Origin of the sequence: Paenibacillus pasadenensis DSM 19293, assembly GCF_000422485.1 — a bacterium.
GTDB lineage: Bacteria > Bacillota > Bacilli > Paenibacillales > Paenibacillaceae > Paenibacillus_O > Paenibacillus_O pasadenensis.
The window spans coordinates 65,336-86,424 of record NZ_AULW01000036.1 but is presented as its reverse complement, the minus strand read 5'-3'; the positions used below and the strand labels follow the sequence as shown (position 1 = coordinate 86,424).

Sequence of the window (21,089 nt, the reverse complement as noted above, 5' to 3'; positions counted from 1 at the left end):
AAAAATAGCATTTTTTCGATAGAGAAACGCAATATCCTCAACGCTAAGCACTTGAGGCGTCGTTAGGTTTTTGAATCCACGACTAAAAGGCGTCTAAGCGTCTGACGAATCGTTAGCTTTCCAGCTGCAAAGAACGAAGCGGTGGTGCTGGGATAGCTGGGGCTGCCGGGGCTGCTGGGGCTGCTGGGGCTGCTGGGGCTGCTGGGGCTGCTGGGGCTGCTGGGGTTGCTGGGGTTGCTGGGGTTGCTGGGGTTGCCGGGGGTGCCGGGGGTGCCGGGGTTGCCGGAGTTGCCGAGGTTGCTTGGGTTGCCGGGGGTGCCGGGGTTGCCGGATGTACCGGGGTCGGGGCTACTCTACCTGTCGGGGTTCGGGGGTTGCATCTAGCAAAGGTCCAAGCAGGGAGCGAAGGGGACGGAAACCTCTTGGAGAAGCGGCAGCGGTTCCCTTGAAGGCCGGATTCCTTCCGTTTCGGAAAGGGAGATCAGAGGAATCTGGGCTTCAGCGGAATCGGAAAGAGGTTCCGTCCCCGGAGCGGGGCAACTCTTGACCCACGGCCCCACAGATTCCACAGGCTCCCCGGGCTTCCCGAATTCCCCGCTCCCTAGGCTCCCAGACTCCAAGCTCCCCGATCCCGAGGCTCCCCAAGCCCTCCCTGCGCTCAAGGGAACGCCAAAAAGCGCCTCCCGCTCCGGAATTCCGAAACGGTCAAGGCGCATGCAGCAGCCGACGCTACAAAAAAGCTAGGCGTTCAAATCCGGACGGCGGCCCGTCACGAGGTAAACGACGCTTTCCCCGATATTGGTCGCATGGTCGGCCAGACGCTCGATATAGCGGCCGACGAAGCTGAGCAGCATCGACTGGTTGATCGTGCGCGGGTCCTGCACCATGAGCGTATACAGCTCGCGGATGATCTGCGAGTACAGCGCGTCGACGGCATCGTCGTCCTTGGCCATCTTGTAGGCGAGATCGACATTCTCCTGCACGAACGACTGGATCGACTCGAAAATCATCGTCTGCACGATCTCGGCCATGCGCGGCAGGTCGATCAGCGGCTTGATGAGCTGCTGCCCCTCGAGGCGCAGCACGACCTTGGCGATGTCGACCGACAGATCGCCCATCCGCTCCAGGTCGCCGGAGATGCGGAACGCGACGAGCACGCGCCTCAAATCCTTGGCGACCGGCTGCTGCGTGGCGATCAGCTTGGAGCCGAGCTCCGTAATGCGCTCCTCCAGCCGGTTCAGCTCCGGGTCGCGGCGGATGATCGCGGACGCCGCCTCGGTGTCGACGCTCATCAGCGCCTGCATCGATCCCGCGAGCGCCGACTCCACATGCTCGCCCATTTCCTGCAGCATCTTGTCGAGCTGCTCCAGTCCCTCGTCCAGTTCCTTGCGTTTGATCATGACGGTCTCTTCTCTCCCTCTCGCCGGCGCTTCAGCCGAAGCGTCCTGTAATGTAGTCTTCCGTGCGCGCGTCGCTCGGGTTGGAGAACAGCTTCTCCGTCTCGTCGGCCTCGACAAGCTCTCCGTTGAGGAAAAACACGGTACGGTCGGATACGCGCGCCGCCTGGTGCATGTTGTGCGTCACCATGACGATCGTGTACTCCTTCTTGAGCTCGCGCACCAGCTCCTCGATCTTGAGCGTCGAGATCGGGTCGAGCGCGGACGTCGCCTCGTCCATGAGCAGCACCTCGGGCTCGACGGCGAGCGCGCGGGCGATGCACAGCCGCTGCTGCTGGCCGCCGGACAGGCTGAGCGCCGACTTGCCGAGCAGATCCTTCACTTCCTCCCACAGCGAGGCGCCGCGCAGGCTGCGCTCCACGATCTCGTTCAAGGTCGCCTTGTCGCGGATGCCGTGCAGCCGCGGGCCGTACGCGACATTGTCGAAGATCGACTTCGGAAAGGGATTCGGCTGCTGGAACACCATGCCGACCCGCTTGCGGAGGGACTCGACGTCCGTTTCCGCACCGTAGATGTCCTCGCCGTCCAGCTTGACGCTGCCGTCGATCTTGACGCCGGCGACGAGATCGTTCATGCGGTTGAGCGTGCGCAGGAACGTCGACTTGCCGCAGCCCGACGGGCCGATAAAGGCGGTGATGGTCTTTTCGGGAATGTCCAGCTCGATGTTCTTGAGCGCGTGGAACTCGCTGTAATGCAGGTTGAGCCGGTCAATCTCCATGATCGATGTCGTCATAACGTTCCCCTTCTCCCATGCGTCGATAGTCGGATTGCCGCCGCGACGGCCTCTCCCGGCCGAGCGCGGCTTGCCTTTCGGATCAGCCGAAGCGGCCCGAGATGTAGTCGTCGGTCTGCTTCTTCTCCGGATTGGTGAAAATGACGTTCGTCTCGTTGTGCTCGATCAGATTGCCCATGTAGAAGAACGCCGTCTTGTCGGACACGCGGGCCGCCTGGCCCATGTTGTGCGTCACGATGACGATGCAGTACTCCTGCTTGAGCTCAGAGATGAGCTCCTCGATCTTGGACGTCGACACCGGGTCGAGCGCGGAGGCCGGCTCGTCCATGAGCAGGATTTCCGGCTGCACCGACAGCGCGCGGGCGATGCACAGCCGCTGCTGCTGGCCGCCGGACAGCGCGAGCGCCGACTGGTTCAGCCGGTCCTTCGTCTCGTCCCACAGCGCCGTGCGGCGCAGGCAGGACTCGACGATCTCGTCCAGCTCGCGCTTGTTGCGCACGCCGTGATAGCGCGGACCGAAGGCGACGTTTTCATAGATCGACTTGTAGAACGGATTCGGCTTTTGCCACACCATGCCGATCCGCTGGCGCAGCGAGACGACATCGGTGCCCGGCGCGTTGATGTCCTCGCCGTCCAGCCAGATGCTTCCTTTGGCGCTCGCGCCGGCGATCGTGTCGTTCATCCGGTTGAGGCTCCGCAGGAACGTGGACTTGCCGCACCCGGACGGGCCGATGAGCGCCGTCACGCTGCCTCTCGCGAAGCTCAGGTCGACTTTTTTGACCGCTTCCTTCTCTCCGTAAAAGATGCTCAGCTGCTCGGCGGCCAGCGCCGCGCTGCCTCCCGGCCGCGTGCTCGCGCCGATTGCGCTCGAGGGAGCTGCGATTGCCATCTTGGGGTCCTCCTCGTAGTCGGGTTTAGCGGGATGCCGTCAGCTTGCGGTACAAGAAGCGGCCAAGCCAGCGGGAGCCCAGATTGAACAGCAGCACCGTCAGGATGAGCACGGCGGAAGCGCCGGCCGCGATCTGCGCGGCGTCCGGAGCGATGCCTTCGCTGTTGATTTTCCAGATGTGCACGGCGAGCGTCTCGGCCGGACGAAGCGGATTGAGCGGCGACACCGGACTGAACGGATTCCAGTCGGTGAAGTCCAGCCGCGGCGAGCTCATGCCGGCGGTGAACAGCAGCGCGGCGGCTTCGCCGAAGACGCGGCCTGCGGCCAGGATCGTGCCGGTCAGGATCGTCGGCAGCGCGACCGGCAGCATGATCTTGACGATCGTTTTCCAACGCGTCAGGCCGAGGGCGAGTCCCGCCTCCTTCTGCTCGCGCGGCACGCCGCGGATGCCCTGCTCGGTGATGCGCACCATGAGCGGCAGGTTGAATACGGTCAGCGCGAGCGCGCCGGCCAGCAGCGAGAACTTGAGGCCGAAGTAGTTGACGAACACCAGCAGGCCGAACAGGCCGACGACGATCGAAGGGAACGAGGAGAGCACCTCGACGACGAGCCGGATGAAGTCGGTGAACCGGCCCGGACGGGCGTACTCCGCCATGTAGATGCCGGCGCCGATGCCGAGAGGCACGGTGATGATCATCGTCAGCACGAGCAGGAACAGCGAGTTGAACAGCTGCGGCCCGATGCCGCCTCCGACCTTGAACGTCTGCGGCGGCGACGTCAGGAAGCCGAAGCTGATATGGCTGAGGCCGCGGTACAGAATGAATCCGATCAGCCCCGCCAGGATGAGGATGATGAGGAAGGCGAAGAAGTAGAAGACAGCCGTCGCTACGCGGTCGGCGGTTTTGTTGGACATTCTCATCGCAGGCTTCTCCTTTCCAGCACGCGCACGATCGCGACGAAGACGAATGTCATGACGAGCAGCACGAGCGCGAGGCTCCACAGCACGTTGTTCTGGACTTGGCCCATGATCGTGTTGCCCATGCTGAGCGTGATGACGCTCGTCAGCGTGGACGCCGATTCGAACAGCGAGCTCGGAATATGCGGAGCGTTGCCGATGACCATCTGCACGGCGAGCGCCTCGCCGAAAGCGCGCGCGATGCCGAGCACGACGCCCGTCAGCATGGACGGGATGACGGCCGGCAGGATGCTGCGCGAGATCGTCTGCCAGCGCGTCGCGCCGAGCGCGTAGCTGCCTTCCTTGAGGCCGCGCGGCAGGTTGCTCATCGCATCGGTCGCGATCGTCGTGATCGTCGGCAGGATCATGATCGAGAGCACGACCGCGCCTGCGGCGAGGCCGAGGCCCTGCCCGGGGAAGATCGCGCGGAAGAACGGCACGATAACGGTCAGGCCGACAAAGCCGTACACGACCGACGGGATGCCGGCGAGCAGCTCGATGACCGGCTGCATGACCCTTTTGCCGAACTTCGGCATCAGCTCGGTCATGAAGATCGCCGCGCAGAAGGCGAGCGGAGCCGAGATGCAGGCAGCCAGAATCGAGGTGACGAACGAGCCGGTGATGAACGGCAGCGCGCCGAACGACTGCGGCTCGCCGTCAGGCGCCCATTTCGTGCCGAACAGGAATTCCTTCAGGCTGACGCCGTTGACGAAGAAGGTCGACAGCCCCTTGGACGCAACGAAATAAACGATCGAAAAAATCGTGACGATGAGCACGGCGACGCAGATGAGCGTATACGTCTTGCCGAACCATTCTCCGCCGGAGCGCGATTTGCGGCGCGCGGTCGGACGAGGCGGCGTTCCGCCGGAAGGGGCGGCGGATGCCGGAGACGCCTCGGCGCGCGGCTCGGACGAAGCCTCGGCCCTCGAAGTCGGCTCTGCGCCCTCGGAGCCTGGCCGGGCAGGGTCTAAGGTTGCTTTCATGAATTGATCTCTCCTTACGCCGAATACTCTTGGCATGGCGCAAAGCCAAGAGGGGGCATGGGATGCCTCCTTCTTGGCCTGCCGCTGCGCCATGAAACGCAGCTGGTGATGACGGTGTTATTTTTTCGTGATCGTGCCGGCTTCATCGCGCGTCACTTGCATGTCGTTGATGGAAATGTAGCCCAGGTCGGTCACGTCCGTCTTTTGGATGTCGTCGCTGACCATGTAGTCGAGGAACGCTTTGACGACTTCGTTCGGCTCGCCCTTCGTGTACATGTGCTGGTAGGCCCAGATCGGATACTCGCCGGTTTTGACGTTGTCCGGAGTCGCTTCGACGCCGTCGAGCTTGAGCGTCTTCACCGAATCGTCGAGGTAGGAGAGCGCCAGGTAGCCGATCGCTCCCGGCGTTTCGCCGACGAGCTTTTTGACCGTGCCGGAGGAATCCTCTTGGATGTTGCCCGGAAGATCTTCGGATTTCGTGCCGAGTCCGTACTTTTCAAACGTCTTGCGCGTGCCGGAGCTCGATGGACGGTTGACGATGACGATCTTCTCGTCGGCACCGCCGACTTCGCTCCAGTTCGTCACTTTGCCGGTGAAGATGTCGACCAGCTGCTGCTTCGACAGGTCGTCGATGGCGATATTCTTGTTGACGACGGTCGCCATGGCGACGACGGCGACTTGATGGTCGATGAGCTCCTTGCCTTTGTCCGCGTCGGCATCCGTGAACTTCTCGCCGGCGAAGATGTCCGAGTTGCCGATGTCGGCTTGTCCTTCCGATACTTGAGTCAGGCCGGTGCCGCTGCCGCCGCCTTGAACCTGCACCGTGACTCCGCTATATTCCGATTCGGCCATGAATTTCTGGGATACTTGCTCAACCAGCGGCTGCATCGCCGTGGAGCCTGCCGCGAGGATCGAGCCGCTCAGGCTTGCGCCCTCCGCTCCTCCGCTGTTCGCGTCGTTCTTGCTTCCGCAGGCAGCCAGCGTCAAGGCAAGCACCGTCGTCATCAGGACCAGCATCGTCTTTTTCATCTTGTTTTTGTTTCCCCTTCCGAAGATCCGAGTTTTGATCTGCCTTACGAGATTCATTGTACGAGCCGGTTGTTAATGCCGTATGTTCGCTTTGTAAAGGTAATTGTAAAATTGCATTTATTTTATCTATAATAAAGCAAGCATATTCACATAAAATATCTATACTTCATGGCGAAAGGGAAGATCCATCATGACAATCGTTAAATGGAGGCTGCTCGTTCTGCTGGACAAGCATAAGAAGGTGACTCCCGCCGCCCGCGAGCTCGGCCTCAAGCAGCCTACGGCAACCTTTCATATGAAGAAGATGGAGGAGGAATGGGGGACGGAGCTGTTCGAGTCGAAAACCGGCCGCATCCTGCTGACCGATGCCGGCAAGGCGCTGCTGCGCTTCGCGCGCGAGATCATCCGGCTGCATGAGGAAGCGCGGCTGGAGATGCGGCTGCTCGCGGCAGCGGGAGAGCGGCTGGCGGTGCGGATCGACGCGCCTTGCCGCGAGCAGGCCGCCGCGCTTGCCGCCTCGTTGCTCGAGCCGTTCGGACGGGCGATCGACTTCACCGCCGAGCGGCGGCTGGAGGAGCCTGATCTGATCGTATCCGAGCGGGCCGAGCCGCCTTCGGTAGCGGGCAGCGTCTACTGGCAGGCCGAGCTGAAGCTGGCGGTATCCGCCTCTCATCCCGCCTACGCGGGAGCGTCGGCCGATTCTCTGCTCGCCTCGCAATCGCCGTGGATCGCTCCGCCTGCCGGCACGGAGCTGCGCCGGCTATGCCTCGAGTGGAGCGAATCCCGCCGCAGCGCTCTCCGGGAAACGTACACGTCCGCCGATCTCGGCACGGCCCGGACGCTCGCGGCGCAAGGCCTCGGTTTTGCTATCGTGCCCGACTTCAGCCGGCATCATCCGGCGGCGGCGGCCAGCGGCGCGGCCGGACTGCGGCTGATCCCGCTTCCCGGAGCCCCCTCCTACGGCCTCGAGCTCGCACCCGGACCGCTGCTCGCGCGCAAGGACGAGCCGATGCTGCTCGCTCTGTTCGCCGACACGAGGCGCGGCGGCTGACTCCCTCCTGCGGATTTCATTCGAAGCGATGAAGCATTCGTTCCGACAAAACACAAGACGGGATGGAGCGTCTGCTCCATCCCGTCTTGTGTTTTGTCGGAAAAGCCGCCCTTCCCGCTAGGGAACGGCCGATGAACCTGAAGCTTGCCGGCGTCACGCTGCTTCTATTAATAGCATTGTGGCTAGGAACGTTCGAGCACAGGCTCGTTCGTTTCCTGGCTGAGGCGGACGAGCATGTGGGCGAGCATATGCCGCTCCTCTTCCTTGCCGACCTTCCACAGCTCCTGGAGCAGCTTCTCCTCCGCGTTGCGCGGCTCTTCATGCTCCGCCAGATAACCAGCGACCTTCTCGGCGGCCGCGGCCAGCTGCTCGTCGCCGAGTCCGATGCGCCGCGCGAGATCGATCCGGTTGCCGAGATAACTCTTGAACTCGTCGAAGCTGCCGAGAATCTCGTTCTTTTTGGATTCGTCCATGCCGCCGATCGTATCCTTCACCCGATCGAAAGCTTCCGTCGCTTTCGGTTCGTCCTTCGTGCCGTCCAGATGAGCCATGATTCATCGCCTCCCGTAGTCGTTGTCCTGCCCTGAGGACTCCTTACCCGAGTGGAAATGCGGCGAATCAGACCGCCTGTCCGCGATCCGGCATCAGACGTTGAAGCCGTTCCAATGGGTGATCTCGTCGACATGCAGCCGGACGCTTGGGTGTCCGGGCTGCGCCGCTTTGCCGAGCGCGATCAGCATGACGTTGGCGTAGCGGTCGGAAATCTGCAGCAGCTCGCGGAACTGGTCGACGTTGTAGCCGGCCATCGGCACGGTGTCGAGGCCGCGGGCGCGGGCGGCCAGCATGAGCTGCTGGGAAACGAGGCCGCCGTCGATCAGAGCGGACTGGAGCGCGCGCTCCGGCGGCAGGGAGCCGTAGAAGCGGTTCATGTTCTCGACCAGCTTGGCGGCCGTCTCCTCGTTCATATAGCCGGCCTCGACCGCTTTGCCGTAGATGCGGGGAGCTTCCGTATACGCCTGGAGATCGACGAGCACGGCGATGACGGCCGAAGCGGCGACGACCTGCTCCTGGTTGAAGGCGATCGGGAGCAGCTTCTGCTTGAGCTCCGAGTCGGTGATGACGATGAAGCGCCACGGCTGCATGTTGCTTCCGGAAGGAGCGAGCGTTGCCGTCGTCAGAAGCTCCTTGATCTCTTCGTCCGTCAGCTTGAAGTCCGGATCATATTTGCGGACCGATCTTCTGCTTTTGATCACCTCATGGAAATCTGCGGCCGGCAGGCTCGCTTGTGGATTCGTCGTCGACATGTCTCCCACTCCTTGAACTGTTATGATAATAACCACAGTATAGGGAGGAGATTAATCCCTGTCAATAGGTCGGAATAAACTCCCGTGCTTAGCTGCCGGCCGCTTGAGCTCTCAGGTAGCTCTCAGGTCGGCAAGAAAAAACCGTCCCCTGGTTTCCAAGGGACGGCGGGATGAATCGGTCAAGCGTCCAGGCCATGCTCTTCGCGGATTTTGTACAGACCGGTGATGAGCGGGTCGGCAGTATCGCGATTCAGCAGATGCAGCGCGAGCAAGTAGTGGAACGGCATCGCGACGACGTTGTTGCCCTCGCGGATCGACGGGAAGCCGGCCTCGACGACCGGACCGTGGTCCGGATGGATGTCGATGTCGACATGGACCGGCTCGTCCTCGAACTCGGCGCGGCACATCTTGGCGCAATGCGGAACGATGATCTGGTCGAACAGGTATTTCGCTTCCTCTTCGTTTTGCGGCGGCGGCGGCAGCAGGCGGCTGCGCTCGCCGCGCAGGATGTCCACGAAGAACGACGACATCCAGAGAGCCGGATCCTCGTTCTTTTGGAAATTGTGCACGAGCTCGTTCATGAAGAAGCCTACGGAATGGGGATTCTTATTGGCATCGAGCAGCCGGTAGGTGAACAGCGGCCCGTACATCGGGTGATTCACCACTTGTCCGTCTACTTCGTATTCGTCCTGATAGAAGCTTCTGAGCGCGAGCTCGCCGTGCTGATAAAGCGCAGCGATCATCTGCTGCAGCTCCTCCTCGGTCAGCTGAGGCTGTCCCGGCGTCGCCGCTTCGGCTCCTTGTCCTGGCTGGAGCTCGTCGGTATTTTGATTAGTCGTCATGAACGCATCCTCCTCATGCGTCCATCTTACCATCCCGTCCAACAAAGGGAAAGCGTTTGACGAACTTCGAGGCGGCTCGCGCCCCGCCTCTCGAACGGTCAGCGGCCGGCGGCGGGGTATGCCGAGCGGTCCCAGCTGTGGTCGGCTGCCATGGCGGCGTCGGAGCGGAGGAAATAGGCGAGCTTGCTTTTGCCCGCTCCGGGATCGTCCAGCGTCGCGTCCAGATGCTGCCAGACGCCGTCCAGGCGGACCATGTTCCAGAGATGAAGATCGCCCTTGGACTTGCCGTACACGATGCGGCTCTCGTAGCCGGCCGCCTGCAGCAGGCGATGAAGCATGAGCGCATAGCCCTGGCAGACCGTTCCGTTCTTGCCGTACAGTCCCGCATATGCGGAATGCTCCTCCAGCGTGCGGTCGTAGCGGAACCGGTCCATCACCCATTCATAGATCGCCAGCGTCTGCTCGCGGCCTTCCTTCTTGCGGGCAATGGCCGGCGACTGGACAGCCTTGCGCGCTTCTTCGTTGACGGCCTCGGTCTGTTCGGACGTCTCCCAATAGGACATGCGATAGTCGATCGTCGCGGAGTAGGCCGTGCTTGTCCAGTTCCAGGTCATCTTTTTGAGGACAAAGCGCAGGTCGTCGTCCTTGGCGCCGACCGCCTTGAACACCTGCTGCAGCTTCTGGTCCAGCGATTCCGTGCTGCCGCGGTACAGGACCGTCGCCCGCTCGCCGTAACCGTCCTTCATGACGCCGTAGATCAGCTCCGCGATCTCCTCGAACGTCGCAGCCTCGAGGACAGGCACGGCGTCAGGCTCGGCGACGGCCGCTGCCGGCCGGGCCGTCGCGACGGCAGGATCGGCCGCGTAGGCGATATCGGCCTTGCTCGCGCCGATCCTTCCCTTCGCCGCTTTCGCGATCGGCGCATCCGCGGCCGCAGCGGCCGGCAGCGCCGCGCCGAGCAGCAGGCTCGCGGACAGGATGGCGATCAGCGCAAGCCTGCCCGTCCGCCGGAACGGCTTGCTTCCGATCCGCCGCCTCGCCTCGCGGCTTCCGTCCTCCATTGCCGCTGACTGAGCTTCGCCGATTCCACGTCCGATCATATCCGATTCCTCCCCTTCACCCGTTGCCGGATTGCGATATAAGACTAACGAACGATCAATATATCGTTTTATGGTTCTTATGGCACGGGTATTTAGTTAGGTATTTCTTCGGATTGAATCAGGATTTATTGAATATCCGCCAAACGAATTAGTTCTATAGAACTATTTATGCAGATCGCGCTTCCCTTATAAATAAAGGCGGCTGCGTGCGGACATCCTAAGCGAAACAGGATCCGGGCTGACGACAAGGTGATTGGAGCTTTGCCGGCACGGTTACTTAATAGCATGAGCGAGACCAAAAAATACGAAACGACTAAGGGAGGAAACACATCATGGCATGGTTATGGGCACTTATCGTCGGCGGCATCATCGGTTGGCTGGCTGGCATGCTCGTCGGACGCGACGTTCCGGGAGGCATCATCGGCAACATCATCGCCGGCTTCGTCGGCGCTTGGCTCGGCGCGCTGCTGCTTGGCGAATGGGGTCCGGTCGTAGGCGGGTTCTACTTCATCCCGGCGCTGATCGGAGCCATCGTGCTGGTCGCGATCGTCAGCCTCATCCTCGGCAGCATGCGCCGCGCCCGCTAACGCAGGCCGCGCGGCCGTCTGACCGGCCAGGCGCCAGGCTAGATGCGCCTGACGCAAAGAAGCCGCTTCCCCGGTCGGGGAAGCGGCTTCTTTTTGCGTGCGCGCTTGCAGCGGTCAAGCGAATTATTCCTCGTAAATTTTCGTCAGCATCTCGCCGAGCTCGCGGAGCGCCTGCTCTTCCTGCTCGCCTTCGGTTTCGAGGCGGATCTCGCTGCCGGCGGAAATGCCCAGCGTCAGCAGGCCGAGCGAGCTTTTGCCGTTGGCCTTCTTCTCGCCTTTGTACAGCGTCACCTTGCACGGGAACGCATTCGCCTTCTCGACGAACAGCTTGCTCGGACGGGCATGGAAGCCCTGCGGGTGAATGACGGTGAATGTACCGGATGCCATGATTATGCTTCACTCCTTGCGGTATAGTGGCGGACGAGCTTCAGCACCTCGTCCTGGGACTCGAGCTCCAGCGCTTGGCGGGCCAGCTCCGCGCAGTCGGCGCGGGACAGGCGGGAGATCTGCTCGCGGGCGGACAGCACGGTGGACGCGCTCATGCTGAATTCATGCAGGCCGAGGCCGAGCAGCAGCGGGATCGCGTCGGGATCGCCGGCCATCTCGCCGCACATGCCGGTCCAGCGGCCATGGCGCTCCGAGGCGCGGATGACCATCTCGACGAGGCGCAGGATCGACGGATGATGCGGCTGGTACAGATAGGCGACCGATTCGTTCATGCGGTCGGCGGCCATCGTGTACTGGATCAGATCGTTCGTGCCGATGCTGAAAAAGTCCGCTTCGCGGGCCAGCGCGTCGGCATTCAGCGCCGCGGCCGGAATCTCGATCATGAGGCCGACCTCGATCCCGCTCGATACGGCGATGCCGTCCCGCTCCAGCTTGGCGCGCTCCTCGGCGAGGATGCGCTTAGCGTCGCGGAGCTCCGAAGCGACCGCGATCATCGGGAACATGATCGCCAGGCGGCCGTAGGCGCTGGCCCGCAGCAGCGCGCGCAGCTGCACGCGCAGCAGCTCCTCCTCGGCCAGGCAGAGGCGGATCGCCCGCCGGCCGAGGAACGGATTGCTCTCCTTGGGCAGATCGAGGTAAGGCAGCTCCTTGTCGCCGCCGATATCGAGCGTGCGGATGACGACGCGCTTGCCTTGCATCTTTTCCAGCACATGGCGGTAGACGGAGAACTGCTCCTCCTCGGTCGGCAGCGAGCTGCGTCCCATATAAAGGAATTCCGTGCGGAACAGGCCGATCGCGTCCGCCCCGCTCTCCAGCACCTTGGCCACATCGGCGACGCTGCCGATATTGGCGGCCAGCTCGACCTCGTGGCCGTCGGCGGAGACCGACGGACGGTCGACGAAGCCGCGCAGCCGCGCCATCTTCTCCTCGTACTCGCGCTTGAGCAGCCGATAGCGCTCCAGCTCCTCGGCGGAAGGATCGACGAGCACGACGCCTTCGACCGCATCGAGCACGAGCATCGTGCCGGTCTCGATGCGGCCGGCCTCGCGGCCGGCGCCGACGATCGCCGGCAGCTCGAGCGAGCGCGCCATGATGGCGGAGTGCGACGTGCGGCTGCCGACTTCGGTCAGGAAGCCCTTCACATAGTCGAGATCCAGCTGCGCCGTATCGGACGGCGTCAAATCCTCGGCGACGAGGATCGTCTCCTCGCTGAGGCCGGACATCGTGCCGCCGTCGCGGCCTTCGAGGATGCGGACGACCCGACCCGCGACGTCGCCGACATCCGCCGCGCGCTCGCGCAGCAGCTCGTCGTCCATCGAGCGGAGCAGCTCGGCGATGCCGGCAGCCACTTCATGGAGCGCCGATTCGGCGTTGATGCGCTCGTCCCGGATTTTGTCCTCGGCCGCTTCGATCAGCTCCGGATCGTCCAGCAGAAACAGATGCGCCTCGAAAATCTCGGCCTTCTGCTCGCCCATCCGCTCCAGCGTCGAGCGGCGGATCGCCTCGATCGCCTCTTTCGCCTCGGCGACGGCCGCCTTCAGGCGAGCCGCTTCCGCCTCGGAATCGGCGACGGCGCGCCGCTCCGGGATCGCCGCGGCCGGCTCCAGCCGCAGCGCCTTGGCGATGGCGATGCCCGGCGATGCCGCCGTGCCTTTCCATGCGATTGTCGTCATGATGCTTGCGCCTCCTGTTCGTAGCTCGCAGCCGCAGCCGCGAGGAGAGGATGGCCGGCGTCGAGGCCGCTCGCCTGCGCCAGCGCGCCGGCCGGGCCGAGCTCGCGCAGCGCCTGCTGCAGCTGCACCGCCTCGGGATCGCCGGCGACATCGAAGCGCAGCGCAAGGCCCATCGCCTCGGCGAGCCGATCCGCCGGCAGGCCGAGCGCGAGCGCGAGCAGCGCCGGCCGGACGAGCCGGTCCTCGCGGGACAGCTTGCGCAGCGGCGAGCGGCCGACGCGCTCGACCTCGTCCGTCAGATGCGGGTTGCGGAAGCGGCCGAGAATCGTCTCGACATAGGCTTCATGCTCCGCCGGGTCGAAGCCGTAGCTGCGGACGAGCATGTCGCCCGTCTCCCGCAGCACGGCGCGCACGAACGCGGCAACCTCTTCATCCTGCATCGACTGCTGGATCGTGGCGAAGCCTTTTGCATAACCGGCGTAGGCCGCCGAGCAATGGCCCGTGTTGACCGTGAACAGCTTGCGTTCGATGTACGGCGCCAGATCGTCGACATAGCGGACGCCGGGGATCTCCGCTGTGCCGGGCAGCAGCTGCGAGCGGTCGACGACCCACTCGTAGAACGGCTCGACCGTCACCGCGAGCACATCCTCGTGATGCTGGATCGGCACGATCCGGTCGACCGCCGAGTCCGGAAAAGCGGTGCAGGCGGCAAGCGCCTCGCGCTCTTCGCCGCTCAGCCGCTCCATGACCTGCTGCTTGAGGATGGAGCTGGCGCCGATCGCGTTCTCGCAGGCGATCAGCTGCAGCGGAGCTGCGCCCCGCTCCAAGCGGAGCCTCAGCCCTGCGGCGATGCCGGGGGCGATATGCCGCAGCACGCCGACGCCGACGGCCGTCGTGACGAGGTCGGCCTCCGCGACCGCCTCCGCGACCGCCTGCGGGTCGCGGCCGTCGATTGCGCTCACGCCGCCGACGCGGAACTGCCGGCCCTCCTCCTCGGCCAGCGTCACCGTGTACTCGCCTCGGCGCTGCAGCTCGCGGACGAGCGGCTCGTTCACGTCGGAGAAGACGACCTCGTAGCCGGCTTGCGAGAGCAGGAGGCCGATGAAGCCGCGGCCGATGTTGCCCGCTCCGAAGTGGACCGCCTTCATTCTTCCATCCCGCTTTCGAAGATGTCGATGATCTCCTGGGCGCTTCGGGCCGTGCGGATGCGCTCCATGCTCTCTTCCTCGGAGCACACCATCGCGACGCTCGTCAGGATGTCCATATGCTCGCCGCCCTGCGCGGCGATGCCGACGACGAGCACGGCCGGCTCGTCGCCGCCGAAGTCGACGCCGCCCGGAATTTGCAGCACCGACAGCCCCGTGGAGCGGATGAGCGCCTTCGCCTCGTTCGTGCCGTGCGGGATCGCGAGTCCGCTGCCCATGTAGGTGGACAGCGCCTGCTCGCGCTCGACCATCTTCTCCACATAATCGGCATCGGCATGGCCGGCGTCGACGAGCAGCTGGCCCGCCAAACGAACGGCCTCCCATTTGTCCTTGACGGCTACGTTCAGTCGGATGAGTTCAGATTTCAGCATGTGGGTCAAGCACTCCTTTATTCTCTTTCTAATTTATGATTCAGATACGCCTTCAAATGGACGGCCAGATCGGCGCGGATGCGGTTTTCGCGTCCTGCCGCCAGCACCTCGATCATCTCGCTGTCCAGCAAGGAGGCGCTGATCTCGCTCAGCACCTCGAGGCTCTCGCGCGCCAGCGCCAGCGGCGCCAGCATGAGCAGGAACCTGCGCAGCGCCGGCGCGTCCGGATCCGGATCGAGCCGCAGCGGCTGCTCAAGCTCGAACAGCGCGAGCAGCGGCCGGGAAACGTTCCCGCTGCGCGTATGGAACAGGGCGAGATCGGTGCCGGGAAGCATCTGCGTGCCATGCGCCTCCCGCTCGATCAGGCGGTCGACGACTTCTTCCGCGTCGCGCACCGATGCGGCAAGCTCCGGACGGCGGCAAGCCTCCAGCAGCATCGGCCGCAGGCTGGCGGACGCCGTCCGCAGCTGCAGCACGCGAAAGTCCTCCAGCAGCCGCGCGCACTCCGCGGCCGCTCGGCTGACCGAGAGCAGCGACTGCTCCGGCCCGCGGCCGTCTGCGGGCCCGTCTGCGGGCTGCGGCTGAGGCGCGGCGAGCGTGGCGTCGAACGGCCCTGTCTCCGCTCCGTCCTGAAGGGCCGGCTCGCCGGATTCCTTCTCGCGCGGACGAGAGCGGATGAACTCGCGCAGCCGCTGCGCCTCCCCGGAATCGAGCAGCGGACTGAGCTTGATGTAGCGGCTCGCCGCGATCGGCAGGTCGACGGTGCTGATGATGATGTCATAGGCCGACGGCGGGATTCGGCTCGCCTCGTACCAGGAGGCTTGCTGGACGAGGTCCAGCTGCGGGAACTCCTTGCCGAGGCGGGTCGCCAGCATGCGCGAGGAGCCGATGCCGCTCGTGCAGACGATGATCGCCCGCAGCGGCTGGCTCAGCTGCTGGCGGCGCTCCAGGCTCGCTCCGAAATGCATGACGAGGAACGCGATCTCTTCCTCCGGCACGGTCCAGTTGCGCAGCGCCGCATCGCTTGCCGCCCGCACCTGCGCGAACAGCTCGGCGTAATCCTTGCGCACCGCCTCCAGCAGCGGATTGCGGATGCGCTGGCCGGCGGCGATCCGCTCGAGAGCGGCCTTCAGATGGGCATACAGGCCGTCCCGCAGCGAGCGGTCGGACTCGTAGTCCCCGCCGCCGATCTCGTCCATGCGGCGGATGAGCTGACGGACGATCGTCGCAAGCTCCAGATCCTCCGCCGGCAGCGGACCGGCGGACCGGCGCGCCGCCCGCTCGAGCAGCAGCTGCGCATAGTGGCGCTCCGACTCTCCGTAGGTCAAGCCCGTCTCTTCCTGCAGCAGGTCGCATAGCCGCTCCGTCTCCGGAGCCGGGCGCCGATAGTAGCCGCGCAGCTCCTCCAGCTCGGACAGCGGCGCGACATGGCCGCGGCCGATGCGCTCGGCGGCGATCGCCAGCCGGACGAGCAGGTCGGTATACGCCTGCTCGCTCAGCGGATGGTCGTCCTGCTCTTCTTCCCAGCGCCAGAGCACGTCCTCGATCTCGGGCATGCGGGACGTGCCGGACAAGTCGGCGATGCTCTCGTCGATCGGATGCCGCAGCCGCTCCTCGTCCAGCGACAGCAGCGCCAGATCGTCAAGCCTCAGCCGCTGCAGCGCTCGGACCGCATCGCGGCGGGCCGTTTCGGCGCCGGCCAGCTCGATGCCGTAGCCGCGGCGGCGCACGAGCTCCAGCCGGTTCGCCGCAATCCACGCCTCCAGATCGTCGAGGTCGGCGCTGACGGTCGGCACGGTCACCTTCATCTCGGACGCCAGCCCGAACAGCTTGATCGGCTCGGCGCTGCCGAGCAGCCGGGCGAGCAGATGCAGCTGCCGCTCTTCGGCGGAAAACTCCGCCTCCTCCGGCGCGTCCAGCTCGCGCTTCAGCCGGAGGAGGCGTTCTTCGTCCGCTTCGAGCCGCAGGCCGGAGCCTGCCTTGCGCAGCAGCCGCGCGCCTTTGCGATGCAGATAGCCCTCGAGCGCGTCGAGCTCCCGATGCACCGTGCGCGAGCTGACCTGGATGCGGCGGGCGATCTCGGCGACGGTGATGTCATCGGCATCGGAATGAAGCAGCAGATCGAGCATGCGTCTCATGCGATGCGTCAGCTCCATGCGTCCCTCCTCCTCCTCGCTTCTGCTTTTCGGACAAAATGCCGGAAAGACGCCATGGATGCCGGGAGCTCGCGGCTCCGGCATCCATCCGTCTTGTCAGGTCAAGCGCGAATCACGGCTTCAGGCGTTCCGCCAGCTTGTCGTATTCCGGGCTCTTGAGGAAATTGTCGATGGAAACATGCTCCGCTGCGGGAACGACCGAGCGGGCGCGGTCCGTCAGCGTATGATGCGTGATGACGACGTCGGCGTCGGACGGAAGGTCGCTGATCGCCGTGTTCGTCACCTCGACATCGGAGCCGATCGACTTGAGCTTCTTGCGCAGCATCGAAGCTCCCATCGCGCTCGAGCCCATGCCGGCATCGCAGGCGAAGACGATTTTGCGGATGTCCGAGCCTGCCTTCGTTTCAGACGCGGAAGCAATGATCGAGGCCGGTGCGCCCGCAGCCGCTCCGGCAGCCGGCGTCATGCCTTGCGCCTTCATGTCCTTCATGCGCTGCGCCGCTTCCTCCAGCGACTCCTCGTCGTCCTTCTGCTTGGAGGTCTTGAGCAGCAGCGCTGCGATCAGGAAGGAGACGATCGCCGAGGTGAGCACGCCGCTCAGCACCTGCAGGATCTCGCCGCGCGGAGCCATCGCCAGGTACGCGATGATGCTGCCGGGAGACGGCGGTCCGACAAGGCCTGCGCCGACGATCGAGAACGTCAGCGTGCCGGTGACGCCGCCCGCGATGACCGCGAGCAGCAGGCGCGGATTCATGAGGATGTACGGGAAGTAGATCTCATGGATGCCGCCGAAGAAGTGGATGATCGCCGCTCCCGGAGCCGACTGGCGGGCGGAGCCGCGGCCGACGATCATGTAGGCGAGCAGGATGCCGAGGCCCGGTCCCGGGTTCGACTCCAGCATGAACAGGATCGACTTGCCGGCGCTCGCCGCTTGCTCGATGGCGATCGGGCTCAGCACGCCGTGGTTGATGGCGTTGTTGAGGAACAGCACCTTGGCCGGCTCGATCAGAATGTTGACGAGCGGGATGAGGTGATGGGCGACGAGGAAGTCGACGCCGGCGGAAAGCACGTTCGTCACCGCTTCGATCGCACGGCCGATCAGCGAGTAGGCGACCAGCGCGAGCGCGCCGCCGATGATGCCGAGCGAGAAGTTGTTGACGAGCATCTCGAAGCCCGAGCGGACCTTGCCTTCGATCGCCTCGTCGAACTTCTTGAGCACCCAGGCCGCGGCCGGGCCGACGATCATCGCGCCGAGGAACATCGGGATGTCCGCGCCGACGATGACGCCCATCGTCGCCAGGGCGCCGATGACGCCGCCGCGCTGCTTGTGGATCATCGTACCGCCGGTATAGCCGATCAAGAGCGGCAGCAGGTAGGTGATCATCGGACCGACGAGCTTGGCGAAGTATTCGTTCGGCCACCAGCCGGTCGGGATGAAGAGCGCGGTGATCAGGCCCCAGGCGATGAATGCGCCGATATTGGGCATGACCATGCCGCTGAGAAAGCGTCCGAACTTCTGCACGCCTACGCGTGCGCCTCCGGATGCGGATTTGGTGGATTGCGCCACAGTGGATTCCTCCTCGAGTTGACTTGCCGAAGGAGCCCTGCGCGCTAGGCCCTTCGTTCTGGTTCATTCTATGCTACGAAACGCAAGCGCTCAATAAAATGAAAACGCTATCTTGTCATCAATGCTCCTGCCATTTCTTTAAAAGGGAAGAAAGGCGCCCTAAAAAGGGGGCTTCGGCCACTGGACGCGCCTCCACCCGCCATCCTGCGGTATACTGGAGGAATGATGGCTTCGCCATCCTACATTGTCTGTTTCGGGAGGAATCGCTATGCCTGATTTCGCGTCTATTTTCCAAGCGGCCGCAGAACGCAGCGGACAAGGCTGGAAGCAGCTGTCGAGGGCGATCGGGGAACGTCCGGAGCTCGGCCATGAAGAGTTCTACGCCTCGGCGCAGCTCGCGGACGAGCTGGAGAGGCAAGGCTTCGACGTGAAGCGCGGCGTGCTCGGCCTGCCGACGGCGTTCGTGGCGGAGTACGATACCGGCCGGCCCGGCCCGGTGGCCGGACTGCTGTGCGAGTACGACGCCCTGCCGGACATCGGGCATGCATGCGGGCATCATCTGATCGGCGTCATGGGCGTCGCCGCCGCCGCGCTGCTGAAGGAAGCGCTCGACGCATGCGGCATCGGCGGACGCATCCGCGTGTACGGCACGCCGGCCGAGGAGACGCGCGGCGCGAAGGTCACGATGAGCGAGGCCGGCTGGTTCGACGACTGCGGCTTCGCGCTGATGGCGCATCCGTACCACGCGCATGAGCGGTCGGGCCGCTCGCTGGCGATGCACGCGCTGCAGTTCGATTATTACGGCCGCACCGCCCACGCCGCCGCCAGCCCGCATCTCGGGGTGAACGCGCTCGACGCCGTGCTGCTGCTGTTCGGCTCCGTGAACGCCCTGCGCCAGCAGATGCGCAGCGATGCCCGCGTGCACGGCATCGTCAGCGAGGGCGGCCAGGCGCCCAACATCATCCCCGGCCATGCCGCGGCCCAGTTCTACGTGCGCGCGGCCGACAGCGCCTATCGCGACGAGCTGACGGAGCGCGTGCGGGCCTGCGCGCAAGGCGCGGCGCTGCAGACCGGCTGCCGGCTCGAGATCACGCCGTTCGAGTTCAGCTACGACGAGCTGCGCACGAACGAAGCGCTGTCGGAGACGTACCAGCGGATGCTGCGTCTCGAGGGCGTGCCGGACGAGCAGGTGCTCTCGGGCAGCGACCACGGCTCGCTCGACCTCGGCAACGTTTCGCTGCGCTGCCCGGCGATCCATCCCTACCTCAAGGTCGTGGAGGAAAAGCTCGGGCTGCACACGGTCGAATTCCGCGATGCGGCCATGCGCGAGGAGGCGCTGGACGCGATGCTGGCCGGCGCGCGGCTGCTCGCGGCGACGGCGCTCGAGGTGATGGCGGACGAGTCGCTGTACCGGGCCGTCCGCGACGAGTTCGAGGGCGGCCGATAGCCTGATCGGACCGTCATGAACGCCAAAAAAGCCGGCTGCGGATTCGTTCCGCAGCCGGCTGTTGAGGTTTTTGGGGCTTTAGTCGAAGTAGACGGCCTTGCCCGTCTTGGACGACTCGTAGATCGCTTCGAGAATCTCGGAGACGACAAGCGCCTGCTCCGGCGTGACGACCGGCTCCGTATCGTTGATGACAGCCTGGATCCATGCGCGGGCCTCCAGCTCGCCCGGATCCTCGGAGGCGCCCTCGTAGAAGGCGACGCCGCCGCTGTTCAGCTCGATCTCCTTGACGTACAGGCGGGAGTTCTCCTCGCCGTTGAAGCGCAGGCCGCCCTTCATGTCGGCTCCGGCCTTCGTGCCGCTGAGCGACACCTTCGCCTCGTCGACTTCGAGCGAGTTGAGCGCCCAGCTCGACTCCAGCACGATCGAAGCGCCGTTCTCCATCGTGATCATCGCGAACGCCGAGTCCTCGACCGTGAACTTCGCCGGATCCCAAGGTCCCCAGGCATTGGCGGCGTTCTCGGTCTGCGACAGCTTGTGGTAGGCGCGTCCGAGCACGACCTTCGGCTTGTAGTTGTCCATCATCCACAGCGCCAGGTCGAGCGCATGCGTGCCGATGTCGATGAGCGGGCCTCCGCCTTGCTTCTCCTCGTCGAGGAAAACGCCCCAGGTCGGCACCGCGCGGCGGCGGATCGCATGGGCCTTGGCGAAGTAGACCTCGCCCAGCTCGTCACGGACGCAAGCGTCCTTCAGGTAGCGCGTATCGCCGCGGAAGCGGTTCTGGTAGCCGATCGTCAGCTTCTTGCCCGTGCGCTTCGCCGCTTCGAGCATGCGGCGGGCGTCGTCGGCCGTCTTTGCCATCGGCTTTTCGCACATGACATGCTTGCCCGCCTCCAGCGCGGCGATCGCGATGTCTGCGTGAGAGTCGTTCGGGGTGCATACATGCACGACCGCGATCGACGGATCGTTCAGCAGGTCATGGTAGTTTTCGTAGACGGCCGCCTCGCTGCTGCCGTACTTCGCTTTCGCTTCCTCGGCGCGGCCGCGCTCGATGTCGCAGAACGCCACCATTTCCGCTTCGCTTACTTTGGCCAGGGACGGCATATGCTTGCCATTGGCGATGCCGCCGCAGCCGATGATTCCAACACGTACTTTGGACATGTGTTCATTTCCTCCCGGTATCCTTAACGTGGATCGAAGTTGGTTTTTTAGGGGAACGCTTGAAGGCGCATGCTTCAAACACTAAAATAAGTATAAGAGAACCGATCGGCAAAAATAAAGCTTCTTTCTAGCGCT

General features: G+C 64.3%; 20 protein-coding genes. 3 read left to right on the top strand and 17 right to left on the bottom strand.

Annotated features, from left to right (window positions below):
* Nucleotides 1-740: 740 nt before the first annotated feature.
* From phoU to H582_RS0105905, 6 genes are all read right to left on the bottom strand, one after another.
* Nucleotides 741-1,400, bottom strand: coding sequence for a phosphate signaling complex protein PhoU (gene phoU, locus H582_RS0105930; RefSeq protein ID WP_028597808.1), 660 nt, complete (start codon nucleotides 1,398-1,400; stop codon nucleotides 741-743).
* Nucleotides 1,401-1,431: 31 nt separating this feature from the next.
* Nucleotides 1,432-2,190, bottom strand: coding sequence for a phosphate ABC transporter ATP-binding protein PstB (pstB, locus tag H582_RS0105925; protein ID WP_028597807.1), 759 nt, complete (start codon nucleotides 2,188-2,190; stop codon nucleotides 1,432-1,434).
* Nucleotides 2,191-2,272: 82 nt separating this feature from the next.
* Entirely contained in the window at nucleotides 2,273-3,079 is an 807-nt protein-coding gene (gene pstB, locus H582_RS0105920; protein WP_084136705.1) for a phosphate ABC transporter ATP-binding protein PstB, read from the bottom strand.
* A 25-nt stretch (nucleotides 3,080-3,104) separates the two neighbouring features.
* Entirely contained in the window at nucleotides 3,105-3,992 is an 888-nt protein-coding gene (gene pstA / locus H582_RS0105915; protein WP_028597805.1) for a phosphate ABC transporter permease PstA, read from the bottom strand.
* 2 nt (nucleotides 3,993-3,994) lie between these two features.
* Nucleotides 3,995-5,017 (bottom strand): phosphate ABC transporter permease subunit PstC, encoded by a 1,023-nt coding sequence (gene pstC, locus H582_RS26170; protein WP_084136702.1) that lies wholly within the window; start codon nucleotides 5,015-5,017, stop codon nucleotides 3,995-3,997.
* A 117-nt stretch (nucleotides 5,018-5,134) separates the two neighbouring features.
* The gene (locus H582_RS0105905) at nucleotides 5,135-6,046 is read right to left on the bottom strand and encodes a phosphate ABC transporter substrate-binding protein PstS family protein (protein ID WP_028597804.1); all 912 of its coding nucleotides are present in this window, start codon (nucleotides 6,044-6,046) and stop codon (nucleotides 5,135-5,137) included.
* A gap of 190 nt (nucleotides 6,047-6,236) precedes the next feature.
* On the opposite strand from H582_RS0105905, the gene H582_RS29840 reads away from it, so the two are divergent.
* Nucleotides 6,237-7,097, top strand: a complete 861-nt coding sequence (locus tag H582_RS29840) for a LysR family transcriptional regulator (RefSeq protein WP_028597803.1) — start codon at nucleotides 6,237-6,239, stop codon at nucleotides 7,095-7,097.
* A 182-nt stretch (nucleotides 7,098-7,279) separates the two neighbouring features.
* Here H582_RS29840 and H582_RS0105895 read toward each other — a convergent pair whose 3' ends face one another.
* The 4 genes from H582_RS0105895 to H582_RS0105880 all read right to left on the bottom strand — a co-directional run bounded on the left by H582_RS0105895 (nucleotide 7,280) and on the right by H582_RS0105880 (nucleotide 10,343).
* Nucleotides 7,280-7,648 carry a DUF3243 domain-containing protein gene (locus tag H582_RS0105895; protein ID WP_028597802.1) on the bottom strand — a complete coding sequence of 123 codons (369 nt, stop codon included), beginning with the start codon at nucleotides 7,646-7,648 and terminating at the stop codon, nucleotides 7,280-7,282.
* 93 nt (nucleotides 7,649-7,741) lie between these two features.
* Nucleotides 7,742-8,401 carry a nitroreductase family protein gene (locus H582_RS0105890; RefSeq protein ID WP_043110975.1) on the bottom strand — a complete coding sequence of 220 codons (660 nt, stop codon included), beginning with the start codon at nucleotides 8,399-8,401 and terminating at the stop codon, nucleotides 7,742-7,744.
* 179 nt (nucleotides 8,402-8,580) lie between these two features.
* Nucleotides 8,581-9,243 carry a hypothetical protein gene (locus H582_RS0105885; RefSeq protein ID WP_028597800.1) on the bottom strand — a complete coding sequence of 221 codons (663 nt, stop codon included), beginning with the start codon at nucleotides 9,241-9,243 and terminating at the stop codon, nucleotides 8,581-8,583.
* A 98-nt stretch (nucleotides 9,244-9,341) separates the two neighbouring features.
* Entirely contained in the window at nucleotides 9,342-10,343 is a 1,002-nt protein-coding gene (locus tag H582_RS0105880) for a transglutaminase domain-containing protein (RefSeq protein WP_028597799.1), read from the bottom strand.
* Nucleotides 10,344-10,675: 332 nt separating this feature from the next.
* Between H582_RS0105880 and H582_RS0105875 the strand changes: the two genes are divergently transcribed.
* Nucleotides 10,676-10,930 (top strand): GlsB/YeaQ/YmgE family stress response membrane protein, encoded by a 255-nt coding sequence (locus H582_RS0105875; protein WP_028597798.1) that lies wholly within the window; start codon nucleotides 10,676-10,678, stop codon nucleotides 10,928-10,930.
* A 123-nt stretch (nucleotides 10,931-11,053) separates the two neighbouring features.
* On the opposite strand, the gene H582_RS0105870 is transcribed toward H582_RS0105875, so the two are convergent.
* The 6 genes from H582_RS0105870 to H582_RS0105845 all read right to left on the bottom strand — a co-directional run bounded on the left by H582_RS0105870 (nucleotide 11,054) and on the right by H582_RS0105845 (nucleotide 18,349).
* A complete protein-coding gene (locus tag H582_RS0105870) occupies nucleotides 11,054-11,317 on the bottom strand; it encodes an HPr family phosphocarrier protein (protein ID WP_028597797.1) in 264 nt (87 codons plus the stop codon).
* Nucleotides 11,318-11,319: 2 nt separating this feature from the next.
* The gene (ptsP, locus tag H582_RS0105865) at nucleotides 11,320-13,050 is read right to left on the bottom strand and encodes a phosphoenolpyruvate--protein phosphotransferase (protein WP_028597796.1); all 1,731 of its coding nucleotides are present in this window, start codon (nucleotides 13,048-13,050) and stop codon (nucleotides 11,320-11,322) included.
* The gene (locus H582_RS0105860; protein ID WP_028597795.1) at nucleotides 13,047-14,198 is read right to left on the bottom strand and encodes a mannitol-1-phosphate 5-dehydrogenase; all 1,152 of its coding nucleotides are present in this window, start codon (nucleotides 14,196-14,198) and stop codon (nucleotides 13,047-13,049) included. Before H582_RS0105860 ends, ptsP begins: the two co-directional genes overlap by 4 nt.
* Nucleotides 14,195-14,626 carry a PTS mannitol transporter subunit IIA gene (locus H582_RS0105855; RefSeq protein WP_043110974.1) on the bottom strand — a complete coding sequence of 144 codons (432 nt, stop codon included), beginning with the start codon at nucleotides 14,624-14,626 and terminating at the stop codon, nucleotides 14,195-14,197. The genes H582_RS0105860 and H582_RS0105855 overlap by 4 nt, the downstream gene beginning before the upstream one ends.
* Before the next feature lie 17 nt (nucleotides 14,627-14,643).
* A complete protein-coding gene (locus H582_RS0105850) occupies nucleotides 14,644-16,782 on the bottom strand; it encodes a BglG family transcription antiterminator (RefSeq protein ID WP_028597793.1) in 2,139 nt (712 codons plus the stop codon).
* A gap of 112 nt (nucleotides 16,783-16,894) precedes the next feature.
* Nucleotides 16,895-18,349 carry a PTS mannitol transporter subunit IIBC gene (locus H582_RS0105845; RefSeq protein ID WP_028597792.1) on the bottom strand — a complete coding sequence of 485 codons (1,455 nt, stop codon included), beginning with the start codon at nucleotides 18,347-18,349 and terminating at the stop codon, nucleotides 16,895-16,897.
* A gap of 268 nt (nucleotides 18,350-18,617) precedes the next feature.
* On the opposite strand from H582_RS0105845, the gene H582_RS0105840 reads away from it, so the two are divergent.
* Entirely contained in the window at nucleotides 18,618-19,796 is a 1,179-nt protein-coding gene (locus H582_RS0105840) for a M20 family metallopeptidase (RefSeq protein ID WP_052333002.1), read from the top strand.
* A 78-nt stretch (nucleotides 19,797-19,874) separates the two neighbouring features.
* Here H582_RS0105840 and H582_RS0105835 read toward each other — a convergent pair whose 3' ends face one another.
* The gene (locus H582_RS0105835) at nucleotides 19,875-20,954 is read right to left on the bottom strand and encodes a Gfo/Idh/MocA family protein (RefSeq protein WP_028597790.1); all 1,080 of its coding nucleotides are present in this window, start codon (nucleotides 20,952-20,954) and stop codon (nucleotides 19,875-19,877) included.
* Nucleotides 20,955-21,089: the final 135 nt, after the last annotated feature.

Excerpts from the sequence above, each read along its gene's own strand:
- phoU (WP_028597808.1), bottom strand. The coding sequence starts at position 1,400 with ATGATCAAACGCAAGGAACTGGACGAGGGACTGGAGCAGCTCGACAAG.
- pstB (WP_028597807.1), bottom strand. The coding sequence starts at position 2,190 with ATGACGACATCGATCATGGAGATTGACCGGCTCAACCTGCATTACAGC.
- pstB (WP_084136705.1), bottom strand. The coding sequence starts at position 3,079 with ATGGCAATCGCAGCTCCCTCGAGCGCAATCGGCGCGAGCACGCGGCCG.
- pstA (WP_028597805.1), bottom strand. The coding sequence starts at position 3,992 with ATGTCCAACAAAACCGCCGACCGCGTAGCGACGGCTGTCTTCTACTTC.
- pstC (WP_084136702.1), bottom strand. The coding sequence starts at position 5,017 with ATGAAAGCAACCTTAGACCCTGCCCGGCCAGGCTCCGAGGGCGCAGAG.
- H582_RS0105905 (WP_028597804.1), bottom strand. The coding sequence starts at position 6,046 with ATGAAAAAGACGATGCTGGTCCTGATGACGACGGTGCTTGCCTTGACG.
- H582_RS29840 (WP_028597803.1), top strand. The coding sequence starts at position 6,237 with ATGACAATCGTTAAATGGAGGCTGCTCGTTCTGCTGGACAAGCATAAG.
- H582_RS0105895 (WP_028597802.1), bottom strand. The coding sequence starts at position 7,648 with ATGGCTCATCTGGACGGCACGAAGGACGAACCGAAAGCGACGGAAGCT.
- H582_RS0105890 (WP_043110975.1), bottom strand. The coding sequence starts at position 8,401 with ATGTCGACGACGAATCCACAAGCGAGCCTGCCGGCCGCAGATTTCCAT.
- H582_RS0105885 (WP_028597800.1), bottom strand. The coding sequence starts at position 9,243 with ATGACGACTAATCAAAATACCGACGAGCTCCAGCCAGGACAAGGAGCC.
- H582_RS0105880 (WP_028597799.1), bottom strand. The coding sequence starts at position 10,343 with ATGATCGGACGTGGAATCGGCGAAGCTCAGTCAGCGGCAATGGAGGAC.
- H582_RS0105875 (WP_028597798.1), top strand. The coding sequence starts at position 10,676 with ATGGCATGGTTATGGGCACTTATCGTCGGCGGCATCATCGGTTGGCTG.
- H582_RS0105870 (WP_028597797.1), bottom strand. The coding sequence starts at position 11,317 with ATGGCATCCGGTACATTCACCGTCATTCACCCGCAGGGCTTCCATGCC.
- ptsP (WP_028597796.1), bottom strand. The coding sequence starts at position 13,050 with ATGACGACAATCGCATGGAAAGGCACGGCGGCATCGCCGGGCATCGCC.
- H582_RS0105860 (WP_028597795.1), bottom strand. The coding sequence starts at position 14,198 with ATGAAGGCGGTCCACTTCGGAGCGGGCAACATCGGCCGCGGCTTCATC.
- H582_RS0105855 (WP_043110974.1), bottom strand. The coding sequence starts at position 14,626 with ATGCTGAAATCTGAACTCATCCGACTGAACGTAGCCGTCAAGGACAAA.
- H582_RS0105850 (WP_028597793.1), bottom strand. The coding sequence starts at position 16,782 with ATGGAGCTGACGCATCGCATGAGACGCATGCTCGATCTGCTGCTTCAT.
- H582_RS0105840 (WP_052333002.1), top strand. The coding sequence starts at position 18,618 with ATGCCTGATTTCGCGTCTATTTTCCAAGCGGCCGCAGAACGCAGCGGA.
- H582_RS0105835 (WP_028597790.1), bottom strand. The coding sequence starts at position 20,954 with ATGTCCAAAGTACGTGTTGGAATCATCGGCTGCGGCGGCATCGCCAAT.